The organism is Pseudanabaena sp. 'Roaring Creek' (assembly GCF_001402795.1).
GTDB lineage: Bacteria > Cyanobacteriota > Cyanobacteriia > Pseudanabaenales > Pseudanabaenaceae > Pseudanabaena.
The window spans coordinates 1-12743 of record NZ_LIRE01000271.1; the positions used below are offsets into that span (position 1 = coordinate 1).

Annotated in this window: 13 protein-coding genes and 1 pseudogene; 8 read left to right on the plus strand and 6 right to left on the minus strand. The window is 44.0% G+C overall.

The features are described from left to right. From AC805_RS26195 to AC805_RS09325, 5 genes and pseudogenes are all read left to right on the plus strand, one after another. Positions 1–157 (plus strand): annotated as a pseudogene (locus AC805_RS26195) (IS630 family transposase); the annotation flags it as partial. Between the two features lie 244 nt (positions 158–401). Then, entirely contained in the window at positions 402–665 is a 264-nt protein-coding gene (locus tag AC805_RS27120) for a type II toxin-antitoxin system Phd/YefM family antitoxin (protein WP_055075185.1), read from the plus strand. Then, a complete protein-coding gene (locus AC805_RS09315; RefSeq protein ID WP_055075173.1) occupies positions 649–906 on the plus strand; it encodes a Txe/YoeB family addiction module toxin in 258 nt (85 codons plus the stop codon). Before AC805_RS27120 ends, AC805_RS09315 begins: the two co-directional genes overlap by 17 nt. Before the next feature lie 121 nt (positions 907–1027). Next, the gene (locus tag AC805_RS09320; protein ID WP_055075174.1) at positions 1028–1636 is read left to right on the plus strand and encodes a hypothetical protein; all 609 of its coding nucleotides are present in this window, start codon (positions 1028–1030) and stop codon (positions 1634–1636) included. Between the two features lie 99 nt (positions 1637–1735). Then, positions 1736–2188, plus strand: coding sequence for a hypothetical protein (locus tag AC805_RS09325; protein ID WP_055075175.1), 453 nt, complete (start codon positions 1736–1738; stop codon positions 2186–2188). Between the two features lie 211 nt (positions 2189–2399). Here AC805_RS09325 and AC805_RS09330 read toward each other — a convergent pair whose 3' ends face one another. After that, positions 2400–3956 (minus strand): site-2 protease family protein, encoded by a 1557-nt coding sequence (locus AC805_RS09330; RefSeq protein WP_055075176.1) that lies wholly within the window; start codon positions 3954–3956, stop codon positions 2400–2402. 516 nt (positions 3957–4472) lie between these two features. Here AC805_RS09330 and AC805_RS09335 point away from each other — a divergent pair. Continuing rightward, on the plus strand, positions 4473–5489 hold the full coding sequence (locus AC805_RS09335) for a sulfate/molybdate ABC transporter ATP-binding protein (protein ID WP_055075177.1): 1017 nt from the start codon (positions 4473–4475) through the stop codon (positions 5487–5489). A gap of 218 nt (positions 5490–5707) precedes the next feature. Further along, on the plus strand, positions 5708–6052 hold the full coding sequence (locus AC805_RS09340; protein WP_055075178.1) for a hypothetical protein: 345 nt from the start codon (positions 5708–5710) through the stop codon (positions 6050–6052). Positions 6053–6218: 166 nt separating this feature from the next. Here the strand turns inward: AC805_RS09340 and AC805_RS09345 are convergent, their stop codons facing one another. The 5 genes from AC805_RS09345 to AC805_RS09365 all read right to left on the minus strand — a co-directional run bounded on the left by AC805_RS09345 (position 6219) and on the right by AC805_RS09365 (position 11418). Next, positions 6219–7013, minus strand: a complete 795-nt coding sequence (locus AC805_RS09345; protein ID WP_055075179.1) for a tetratricopeptide repeat protein — start codon at positions 7011–7013, stop codon at positions 6219–6221. 46 nt (positions 7014–7059) lie between these two features. After that, entirely contained in the window at positions 7060–7551 is a 492-nt protein-coding gene (locus AC805_RS09350) for a hypothetical protein (protein WP_055075180.1), read from the minus strand. A gap of 180 nt (positions 7552–7731) precedes the next feature. Next, entirely contained in the window at positions 7732–8478 is a 747-nt protein-coding gene (gene fabG / locus AC805_RS09355; RefSeq protein WP_055075181.1) for a 3-oxoacyl-[acyl-carrier-protein] reductase, read from the minus strand. A gap of 178 nt (positions 8479–8656) precedes the next feature. Beyond that, complete coding sequence (locus tag AC805_RS09360; RefSeq protein ID WP_055075182.1) at positions 8657–10243, minus strand: tetratricopeptide repeat protein; 1587 nt, start codon at positions 10241–10243, stop codon at positions 8657–8659. A gap of 404 nt (positions 10244–10647) precedes the next feature. Beyond that, entirely contained in the window at positions 10648–11418 is a 771-nt protein-coding gene (locus AC805_RS09365; RefSeq protein ID WP_055075183.1) for a C39 family peptidase, read from the minus strand. Between AC805_RS09365 and AC805_RS09370 the strand changes: the two genes are divergently transcribed. Beyond that, positions 11419–12375: a branched-chain amino acid ABC transporter permease gene (locus tag AC805_RS09370; protein ID WP_055075184.1), complete on the plus strand. Its 957-nt coding sequence runs from the start codon at positions 11419–11421 to the stop codon at positions 12373–12375. It begins immediately after the preceding gene. Positions 12376–12743: the final 368 nt, after the last annotated feature.

Genomic DNA, 12743 nt, shown 5'->3' on the forward strand with positions numbered 1-12743 from the left:
TCTCGACCGTCGTATTCCTGATAAACAGCTTTTGATTCAGGAAGTCTCGGCTTGGGAAAATCGCAGGAATTCTCTCTCTTGTAAAGTCAATTGGCAATTTACTACTGCTGATGCTCGCATTAAATTGCTTCGCCTCTACCCGTCAATAATTACTTGACTGCCTACTAGTGGCGTAATTTATCCATTGACCACAATTGGGCGCGTAACAATACAGCTACTGAAGATAAATCGATCAGCTTGCCTACCATATCGGCTGATGCTGGCTCAAGCAAAAATATTGATACAAAAATGATGATGTTGATTTGTTGGTTGAGATCGCTTGTGTGTTGAAAGTGTTGATGATTGAAGCGATCGCCTTAACAAAAAGTGGTACGATAAATTGTACGGGTTTGGACTTCCCAATGAAAATTCTTAACGCGAGTGAAGCACGAGCTAAATTTTTCAGCTTAGTTGAGCAAGTTAACAAAGATCATCTACCAAGATTTATTACGAGTCGGCAAGGTGATGCGGTACTGCTATCTAAAGCTGATTGGGAAAGCATACAGGAAACTCTCTATCTACAGTCTATTCCTAATCTAGTTGAGTCAATTAGAGCCGCCGAACAAGCGGATGATTGGGTCTCTGAAGAAGAGTTTCTAGGAGCTTTGGATGGACTGGAAGATTGAATTTAGTCGAAATGTGATTAAGGATGCCCAAAAATTGAAGTCTGCTAATTTGGACTCCAACCTCAAATCTTTACTAGAAATCCTCAAGCAGAATCCCTATGAACCTCCCTATGAGAAACTTTCAGGCAACTTGAAAGGATATTTCTCAAGACGGATCAATATCAAACATCGTTTAGTTTATGCAGTCAATGATGAAACTAAAACCATCAGAGTTGTTTCTGTATGGTCACATTATGAATAGGCGGAGATTAGAGGCGATCGCTGAGAATATTGAAATCAGAGTATTGCTAAGCACTAACTAAAAGATACTGAATAAGATAGACTTCCAAAAAAATAATTTTCCCAAAATGTCAAAATAAGATATGCGAGTTATTCATTCCAATAGTGTACAACTAAATCTAATTGAAGAAACTTCAATCGAGTTGAAGTTTCAAGAAGGAAGTCCTATATCTGCTAGAAAAGCTTGGATGAACTCGTTTTTTGGCTCAGTCTTCAGTATGGCGGTTATTCTTTTTTTCTTTTTTCCTATAGGGGTAATGCTTTTTAGTAAACGAGGTCCTCAAGGAGATATACTAGATGGAGGGATACTAAATAATTTGTTGTCTAGCCCCTTTAGAGCGATTTTTATAATCGTTTTACTTAGCTTTGTCTCTAGTTTGTATGCATCTCACTTTACCCTTTGGGTATTCGATCGTCTAAATCGAGAAATCCGCAAGACCACAACTAATATATCGGGAAAGACAAAAGTTATCAGGACAATTCCATTTGATAACGTCAAATTGATAGACTTTGAGCATCATGCCGCAGACCCCGATACTAATGCATTTACCGAGCTATTCATCACGCTAAAATCTGGCAAGTCTATGACTCTCAGCGTTAGTCCATCTGCGGTTAGCGGAGATAAAATAATGGCAAATCAAAAACATCATGAAGCTATGGCGAAAAAGATGGCTGATTGTATCTGGGGGTAAGTGTAGCTCAATACTTAAGTAATAGAGAGTGAGATCGCTGTTTGATGTTGTTGGTTTGTTGAGGGCAATCAATCGATCTTTGACCTAGTTTGAGTTTTTATGAAGCCAAAACATCTTCTCCTAATACTTATCCCAATATCACTGTTTTTCCTACTTGGGTTCTTGAAAAATTATTTCTTTGAGCAAACATTCAGTTCTAAAAATGCTCATAGAGAGGCAAGGAATGATACAGAAGCTTATGTTTTAAGATACTTTAAAGCAATTAAGGATAGAGATTTTGCAACAGTTAGAAAATATACAGGAGCAAGTCAAAATCTTAGCCCATATATTTGTAGACCTATTTCAGACTTTGCGATTAAGGAAATCAATCAAACCCCAAAAACTTATGTTTACGAAATATATGTTTCTGAATACTTTGATATTAGCAATCACGCATGGAATATTTATGTTGATAAATATGACTCAGGATTATATTTAACTGATAAATATTTAGAAAATATGTACATAAAAGATGAGGATTGTGGAATTTTTAAAGATTGGACAAAACCTTAAGTATTTGTTCTTAAGCCTAAACCTACAACATTTAAGCTTTGAGGAGCGATCGCTTGATGATTGAAACTGTGGGAGATCGCTTGTTCGTGAAAGTATGGATATTTGAGGTGATCGCTTTATGATTTTGGAATTAGGAGCGATCGCTTTGAATAGTAGCGATCGCCTTATCTTTAAAATAGAAGAGAAAAAGCGATACTTTGTTCTATTTAATCTATGGAAGCAATCCGCCACCACCGCCAATACCTAAACGATCGGCAACACTGGAGGTAATGGGAAGTAACGTAATCAACATCCAAAAGAGAGCGACTACCCCTAAAGCTTCGCGATCGCCATCAAGTTCTGAAAGTTCATTGAGCATAGGGCGTTCCAAATCTCTTAATAGAATTAAGATAATTCCTCCCCAATAGAGCGCAAGTGGATTAATGACCGTAGCAATCACTAGGAAAATCAAGGTTAATACTGTCGTCCAGCTTGCCGTACGTCTTCCATAAACCGATTGAACAATCCTGCCACCATCTAGCTGACCTGCGGGCATCAAATTCAGGGCAGTGATTGCCGAGCCAAGCCATCCGAGAACCACTAAAGGATGAATAGAAATAAAGCTATCCTGTAACGCATTCCCAAGAAATAACTTCGCTAAGGTTCCAGCCAATACGGAAGCTTGAAAAATTTGACTGGGAATATCGATGCTTCCCATGCCGATCGCAGATAGACGCAAACCAACCAGAAGCACGATCAAAGAAACCAATCCACTTACCAAGGCTGGCGCGATCGCAATATCAAACAGAGCAACTCGATTGGGCAATGGCGAAGAAATCCGACTGAACGCCCCAAAAGAACCTAATTGGGAAGAAGGCAAAAGAAACGGCAAACTCATCTTAACCTTATATTTCTTTGCCATCAGACGCATCGCTAGCTCTCGCAGCCCTAAAATTGCGCCAATACCCAAGGCAAAGGGCAAACCGATGAGATATTCTTGAGGAGATTGCACAACGGGAATCCCGCCTACTAAAGCACCCAAATTTAAAGCCGTATAGCCATTGGCAACAATCAGCACCAAAATCAAGAGCCTTTGCGGAATCGTATTGTTATCCACATTACTAACTCGGCTAGGCAAAACGATTACTACGGGCTTGCGATCTTGCCCTTCAACTAAAAAGAGGTTGTACCGATCGCCAAGGCGATCGTGCAAGGATTTAGTCAGGCGATCGTGGACGACATCGGGCTCACCCCGTAAATTACCCTTAAAAATAGCCCCTTCTTGGTAGGGAATGGTTTCGGTAACATAGTAGGTTTCGATTCCAAAAATCCCCTGCATCAGCTTCATATCTTCCGCTGGCAAAGACTTAAAAAGTTTTAACTGGTTCTTTCCCTGTGACATTGCCAAAGCAATTGGAGTCTTAACAGGTAGATCGTTGACAAGATTGTCTTGAGCATTTGGGCGATCGCTACCAGTCACTTCAATGTCTCGTTTGAGCTTTTGCTCGATCGCTGATTTTTCTTCAGACACAATCTTGCGTAATTGGTTACTGATAGCAACATAGGCGATCGTCGAGCCTAGCAACAAAAATAATAGGGTTGTGAAATTGATAAAAACACCTAAAACAAACAAGCCAAAGTAGATGAGCCAAGGAGCCATGAGCGCTACAAATTGCAGCCAAGACAATAGCCCCAGCTTACCAAACTTGCGGGAACGAAAATATCCCCAACCCAGCAAAGCAAGGGTAAGTACTAATACAGAGATCGGAAGAAGTGGATTTGACATCATAAAAATAAATTACAGGAAATCGCAGGAATTCTCGAAGACAAGCCACAATTCCCTACAATTTTTAAATAAGGCTTTTAAATAAGGCTTTATAAATAAGGTGGAATTCTGTATATCCACTTTAGCGACAAACCGTAAACTAAGTAGCTAAACCCAATTAAATATAAGCTCCCCAAAACCTGTGGCGCACGCACAGCTTGTGCCACAGGTTTTGGCTCTTGGTTTTAATTATGCAGAGCTACTTACAGTTTCTTACAGCAATTATCGATCAAACGAACCACAAGGAAATTCTTAAAAGCCTTGCGAGGCAAGGCTTTTAAGAATTTCCTTGGTTTGGGTTTGAGCGCAAAGCGCTGTAGTAGTGCTGGGAGCAAGTTATCCTAAAAACTATCAGGTTTTTCGGTCAGCGCTAAGTATTGTAATATGTGATGATATCAAATCAACGGTAAACGCATAGATTAACTGTAGATTTGAAGGCGATCCGTCGGTCATGTTAAGACAATTTGAGGTAATGGCAACGTGGGCATTGTTGTAGAAAATGTAGTTAAGCAGTTTGGTGATTTTTTAGCCCTAGACAATATCAATCTTGAGGTCAAAACTGGTTCATTGGTGGCTCTATTAGGTCCCTCAGGTTCTGGCAAGTCCACTCTATTAAGATTAATTGCAGGCTTAGAGACCCCCGATCGCGGCAAGATTTTTCTGACTGGAAAGGATGCCACCGATCAAGATGTGCGCGATCGCAATATTGGTTTTGTCTTCCAACATTACGCTCTCTTCAAACACATGACCATTCGCAAAAATATTGCCTTTGGACTAGAGATCCGCAAAGAACCCAAAGCCAAAATTGCTGAGCGCGTCGAAGAGCTATTGGAATTAATCCAGCTCAAGGGTTTAGGTAATCGCTACCCTTCCCAACTTTCGGGCGGACAGCGCCAAAGAGTTGCCCTCGCCCGCGCCCTCGCCGTCCAGCCGAGCGTTCTACTTCTCGACGAACCCTTTGGCGCACTGGATGCCAAAGTCCGTAAAGAACTGCGGGCTTGGCTGCGTCGCCTCCATGATGAAGTGCATGTTACCAGCGTCTTTGTCACCCACGACCAAGAAGAAGCGATGGAGGTATCGGATGAAATCGTGGTGATGAACAAGGGCAAAATCGAGCAGATCGGCACGCCCGCTGAAGTATACGACAATCCTGCAACCCCTTTTGTGATGAGCTTTATCGGTCCTGTGAATGTACTGCCCGCCAGTCGCGATCGCACAAGATTCCTGAAAACGGACAATGCTAGTGAAGATGTGTATATTCGCCCCCGCGATATTTTGATTGAAACGGAGCCTACCAGCACATCTGTCTCCGCAAGGATCGCCAGATTAATTCATCTGGGCTGGGAAGTTCAAGTTGAGTTAGCCCTAGGCGATGGACAAATTTTAACTGCCCATATGAGTCGCGAACGTTTTGATGAGTTGAAATTACAACCGCAACAATATGTCCATATTGAGCCAAGGGATGCTAAGTCCTTTCCCCTTGATTACGCTATTTAGTTGCAAATTTGCTCTCAAAACCCCAAAGATAGGTGGCGGCGCTTCGCGCCGCCACCTATCTTTGGGGTTTTATGTCCTAAGTAATACCAAATCACGAAAGTGGAACAACACTTTTGTGATTTGGTATTAATGCTTTTATTTTTTGGGGTGTTAACAACCAAAGCCAAAAAAAATTTGGTATAGACTAGGAATTAGATGTTACTAAAGGAGCTAAAACGATGATTTTAAAATCTATTTCCCTGAACGCTATGGGTATAGTATCGGCTAGCATGATTGGGGCTGCTGGAGCGATCGCGCAAATCAATAATGCCCCAACATTAGCTGAGCAAACCCTAAGGGATTCCCAACAACAGGAAAGAAGCTCTTTGAGCATCGGTGGCAGCAATGTCAACCTATTGCAGCTCATGAATAGCATTAATCTTGCTGGTGGCAAGTCTCCAGAGCAATTTCGGGCTAGCCAATCCGAGTCCTTTGACGAAGCCGTATCGACCTTTAGAAATCAACAAAAACGCGACGTTCAGATTTCTATCCCTGCCAACCCCAATCAGTCAATTAATAAGTAATAAGTATCTATAGCAAAGTAAAGTTTGGTATTAAACCCTAAAAGAGGGTTGCCGCGCTCCGCGCGGCAACCCTCTTTTAGGGTTTAATACCAGAGCTCAAAATGGCTTAGCCATTTTGAGCTCTGGTATAACAAGATTGGCGGCAGCTATAAATAGCAAGGCAAAACTATTTCAGAGTCAAAAACTTTTCCAGAGCTGCAACCATTAGAGGCGGCCAACGGCGAATATCTCTTACCCAGTTTATATCTTGGTAGCGGGGATCGAGATTAGCCACCGATACCCAATTGCTCTCCGCTTCTCCTAGCTTGTGATTTGTCCAGAGTGCGGCAGTTAGAGCTGCCCGCACATCCGTATAGTTGGGATATTTACGTAATATATTTTTCATAGCCACGATCGCTTCATCGGTCTTCCCAACTTGATAAAGCGCGATCGCATTATTGCCAAAAGCCGTGCTAAAGCGCGAGTTAACCCGCATCGCCGTTTGATAATCGGCGATCGCCTCTTCCCATTTGCCCAAACCTGACTTTGCATTACCGCGATTGTTGTAAGCGGCGGCATCCTGAGGATCGATCGCCAAAACGCGATCGTAATCAGCGATCGCTTCCTGCCATTTGCCCAAACTCTCCAATGCTGCCCCACGATTGAGATAGGGATCGGGAAAATTGGGAGCCAGTTCTACCGACCTGTTGTAATCTTCAAGCGCATCCTGTGGGCGATTTTGGCTCATTTTGGCGTTACCGCGATTGCTCCATCCTGCGGCATTGTCTGGATAAAGTTTAATCAAATTCGTCCAATAGCCTTCAGCCTCAGTAAATTTGCCAGCATTGGTAGCATCAAAGGCTTGTTTGACTAACTGATCGAGTTGGTTGGATTCGGTTTCCGTAATATTAATTTGAGCCTGTACTGGTGCGGGGTTCAACAACAAAAATAAAGCAAGCAAAGCTGCGAATATGGCACGCATGGAGATTTAAACCTTCGGTAAACAAAAAGCAAGTTAATTCCTCATTCTACGCGCTAGGTTGAATGGCGATCGTACCGCGCATTCCTGCTTCGGTATGTCCAGCGATCGCGCAGTGCAACTCATACGTACCTGACTTAATTGGCACAAATGTCCATGCGGCGTTAGTATTGGGACGTAATTCGAGTTCGCGAATATACCCTTTAATTTCCACATTGCCAGCCACCACATTTTGCGTCCAAATCGCATCGGCAAAATCCTTACTGGTGAAATAATGCTTCATAGCACTAGGGTTGCTGAGCAACAATTTGTATCGCTTACCCGCTTCAAAAACAAAGCGATCGGGAATGAATCTGAGTTCATTGGCTCCATTGCTGAGGCTAACTTTCACTTCGATCGCCTCCTGTTTGGTGAAATCAATGGTCGCCAGTTGAGGGCTGGGTGCGGCGATCGCCAACTCTGGACTCGCCACTAGACCTATCACCATTAGGAGAATGCTAAGAATTTGGAGAAACTTTGCGTAAAAACGATTCAAATTCATATAGAAACCCTAAATGCATCGAGAGAAGCTTTGAGAGAGGCGTTGAGAGAGGTTTTGAGAAAGGCTTGACTTCGCTCAGCCATCGTATCCCTTGGGATGAGCAAAGTCGAAACCCTCTTTCGGGTCCAGCAGCAGCTATAGCCCTATAGCCAAGGGCGCTCACAGCGCCCTTGGCTATTTCTATGCCATGACCATACCGCCATCGACATTAAAAACCTGTCCTGTGATATAGGCTGCCGCAGGATCTGCCGCTAAAAATCGCACCATACCCGCAATTTCCTCGGGTTGACCATAACGCCCCAGAGGAATGAACTTGAGAATATCATCGGTATTCTTGAGATCGGCGGTCATATCTGTGGCAATAAATCCTGGAGCAACCGCATTGACCGTAATCCCACGGCTGGCAAGTTCCTTCGCAACGGTTTTAGTAAAGCCAATTACCCCAGCTTTTGCCGCGCTATAGTTGCCCTGACCAGGGTTACCCATCTGTCCTGCTACGGAGGCAATATTAATAATTCGTCCCGATTTCTGTTTGAGCATAATTTTGGAGGCAGCGCGGGTAGCCAGAAATACGCCTGTCAGGTTGAGGTCGATCACCGATTGCCAATCCTCAAGCTTCATCCGTAGCAATAGGGTATCGCGGGTAATGCCCGCATTATTTACCAAGATATCCATGCGACCCCAAGTGTCGATCGCTGATTTGATCAAGCTGTCCACCTGTGATTCTTGGGAGACATCGGCATGAATGGCGATCGCCTCACCACCTTGGGTCTTGATTTCCGCAACAACTTCTTCGGCGGCGCTAGCCGAACTGGCATAATTCACCACAACTTTTGCGCCTTCACTGGCAAGTGCCACCGCGATCGCGCGTCCAATACCCCTTGATGCACCCGTGACGATCGCCACCTGACCTTCTAAAAATCCCATGCTTATATTTAAAACTCCATAATTTATGCTTTTTAATTGTGGTCATGCCCAGCAAGACTAAAATCACGGCTTGCATCTCGGTGATTTTTGCCATGTTTTAAACAACCAGAATCACAGTTTAGCGATTTGAGGGGCACTTAATTCAAAACAAGCCATGCAAAGCACAGCTTGTTTTAAATTAAGTAATCCCCTGTAATGCTTGGATTGCCTGTTGGGTGCGCTTAATCCATTCTGCGTCACGGTTTTCTTCGTACAACTTCAGAGCTTCTTGATAGGAGCGGATCGCATTGCTAACTTCCCCTTTCAATGTATATAAAGCCCCTAGTCCAAAATGTGCCTTGGCAAAATTCGGATTTAAAGACAGTGCCTTGAAATAGGCATTCTGGGCTTCGCCCAGTCTGCCGCGATCGGCATAGGCTAACCCTAGACTGGTGTAATCGACCCAGAGATCTTCTTTGCCGATCGCAATGGTTTTTTGAAAAGCATCGATCGCCTCGTCACTATTGCCTTGAGAGCGCAATAAATTGCCCAGATTGCTATAGGCAACCGCATTTTGGGCATCGATCGCGATCGCCCGCCGAAATGCGGCAATTGCTTCGGTGTTACGATTCTGGTCAGAAAGAACGCGCCCGAGGTTGTTATAAGCCACAGCATAGTTTGGATTAATCGCGATCGACTTCTGATAGGCAGCGATCGCGCCTTCGAGATCGCCTTGGCGACGTAAAGCAAGCCCTAGACCATTAAAGGAACTAGCCACCTTAGGATTAATTTCCGTACTTCGCTTAAAGGCTTCCGCTGCTTCAGGAATATTTTCGTCCCTCAAGAAAACACTACCTAAAATCGCATAAATATCTGCATTACGCGGATCTTGCTCGATCGCCTTCCGAAACGTGGCGATCGCATTGGGGCGATCGCTCAATTGGTTATAGGCTAAACCAAGGTTGTAATAAACATTGGGAAAATTAGGCTCAAGGGTCGTGACCCGTTTGTAGGCTTCGATCGCTCCCGTATAGTCTCGATCTTCGTACAACGAAATTCCCAAGGCAAAATGCGCTACAGCATACTGAGGGGCAAGTTCGATCGCTTTCCGATAGGCGGCGATCGCTTCCTTCCGATTGCCCTGCCGCCGCAATACCGTTCCTAAACCGTTATGAGCTAGGGCATATTTCGGGTCAAACTCAATCGCCTTCCGAAATGAAGCAACCGCCTCATCGATATTATTCCGTCGCTCGTAGGCGAGACCTAAATTGTAATAGGCAGGAGCAAGATTGGTGTCCGCCTTACTGAGTTGAATAAATTGTTGATACGCATCGATCGCACCGCTAGAGTCACCCTTTTGATAAAGCGCGATGCCAAGTCCGTAATAGGCGGGCGTGTAACTTTTATCGATCGTAATGGCTTGCCGATGGGCATTGATCGCGCCCTGAATATCCCCCTTTTGGCGCAATGTCACTCCCAAACCATAGTAAGCAGGAACCAACTCTGGACTCGCGGCGATCGCTTGACGATAAAGAGTAAGCGCCCGATCGAGCTGATTTTGCTCTCGCAGGGAGTTAGCTTGTTCTACCAGCTTAATCGAACTATTTGCCGAATCGTTCTGAGAAATTAGGCGATCGACTCTAACGGTAGTAGGCGATGTTTGAGCTAAGGCGATCGGTTCGAGAGCAGGAGTGAGACTGCCTATGAGCGGGAACAAGCCCACTGCTGCGATATTCGTAATTGCGATATTCGTAATTGCGATCTTCGTAATTGCGGTTTTGATCATAGTTAATATTGCTTATAGCTTTTTTCTGCCATGAAAATTTATGAGTTGATAAAAGCAGAAATGATAATGAGCAGTAAGTTTCCAAATTAGAAGAGCAGATTCGATTCTTCACACCACATCAATGACTTTACCAAGGAAACCTATCAAATTTACAGATATCATTACAGATATCAATAGATATCAATTATTTATCCTATTAGCAAAGCCCCCTGAAGCTGATGCGTAGAAAGACTTAAATCTATAAAAGCCAAGGCGAAAATTGGCAAATATAGGCAAAGCCAAGCCGTAAAGATGCGCCCTGCAAGGGCGCATCTTTACGGCTTGGCTTTAACAACGTGCTGAGTAGCTAGGCGATCCAAACAACCGTAGCGCACGCTGTGCGTGCGCTACGAGTTTTGATTCACTTATCGATCCACCCAGACTATAGTTCTTGCCTCCACGCCATTGCTTTTGAGGATATTCGCGATCGCCCCACTAACATCGCGATCTAAGCCCAAGTTCCATCTTGTCTGGAAATCTTGATATGACAGCATATAGGTTTGGCTATTGGTATCGGTGTAATAGATTTGCTGGCTCTGAGGATCGGCTCCCGTTAACGCAATCCAATGTAGATAGGGAATCGATCCCACATAGGGAACTTTCAAGCTGCCGACGCGCACCAAAGCGATCGCAGGTTTACCCGATCGCAATAAATTCAGTAACCGATTAAAACTAGTTTGGGGAGACTTCTTAACCCGATCCCCTTCCCAGCGTTGCATGACCTGCTGCAAAGTGAGTGGTGGCGTACCCGTCCGCACCTCAATCCATTGATTAGTAAAAGGATTGCGTATTTTCTGCGGTAAAAATAACTTCTTGTCAGTTGCCTCGCGCACCATGGCATAGTCAACATCATGCCCGTAATAGCGCAATATCCTCGCCGCCGAATTGGGTCCACAGCTCCAACTATCATCCTGTGCGCCCGTATCGGGCAGTTGCAGCGGTGTAGCAGCGGGAATCGATGAGATTGTGTCTTGGGATTGGTTTTGAGATTGGCTTTGAGATTGGTTAGGCAGTTTATGGGGATGATGGGATCGATCAAGATTGTTAAGTGTAGCGATCGCGGAGGGTGTTGGCGTAATTGTCACCGCAATCGCCATAGTTGCGATCGCAAGTGTAGAATTTTTTAAAAAACTCATATGGACTTTTCGGTATTTTTGCAGCAATTTTTAAATGGTTTATCAATTGGGAGCGTATACGCCATTTTTGCCCTCGGATATACCTTGGTATTTTCGATTTTAGGGATCGTTAACTTCGCCCATAGTGCGGTGTTTACGTTGGGAGCATACTTTACCTACGTGCTATGTGGTGGCACTTTTGGCTTCAATGGTATTCTCGCCAACCTATCCTTACCCAAAGAAGTACATTTGCCCTTTTTTGTTGCCATTTTTGTAAGCAGTATCTTTACAGGATTGATCAGTATCGCGATCGAGCGGATTGCTTTTCGACCTTTACGAGATCGTCATGCTGACCCATTACTGACCTTAGTTTCTAGTTTGGGCGTAGCCGTAGCGATCGTCAATACAATCCAATACCTAGTGGGTGCAGAAAGCTATAATTTCCCCGCTAATATTTACGGCAGCTTACCTGCCGCCATCAACTTCGGCTCCCCTGACAAACCAATCGCCATCCGCACCGTACAGATCCTGATCTTTGGCGTATCTGTAATAGTTTTAGCCATTCTTACCTATGGTATTAACTTCACCAAGATCGGCAAAGCCATGAAAGCTGTAGCCGAAAATGCCACTACAGCAAGCTTGCTGGGCATAAACACCGATTTTTTTATTGTTCTCACCTTTTTTGTATCGGGATTCCTCGGCGGACTAGCGGGAACCCTTGTGGGCTCCAGTGTCAGTATCGCGGGTCCCTATTTTGGTATCGGCTTTGGCTTAAAAGGACTAGCGGTGATTGTCCTCGGTGGACTGGGCAATATTCCTGGAGCCGTAGTTGGGGGCATAGTCCTCGGACTTGCCGAGTCCTTCGTCCCATCTAATCAATCCGCCTATAAAGATGCCGTTGCCTTTGCTTTACTCTTCATCGTTTTACTAGTAAGACCACAAGGCATTCTCGGCAGAACTTTCGTCCAAAAGGTTTAGTCCTCGCCAAACAAATAAAGCCAGAGCCAAAAGCTTTAGCCTGTGCTAAAGCTTTTGAGGTTTTATATTTAATTGTGCCTAGATACTGATTGCTAAGATATTAATATTGCCAATATTCTTGGCAAAAAAAAAGACAAAAAAAGCAAAAATAACTTTCTTTTTTGTCATGATTTGATGACTTATCTGTTTATTTTATTTCTAACTAAAAGCCTAGCAATTTACAGAAATCTCCTACGAGAAGGACGACCAAACAAAAAGCCATGATCCTTTGACATTTGCAATAACCTGCGGCGTACGCCGCAGGTTTTAGGGCTTTATATTTTTAATTAAGTCCACTTACTTGCATAAGTAGCTAGGCATAACTAATT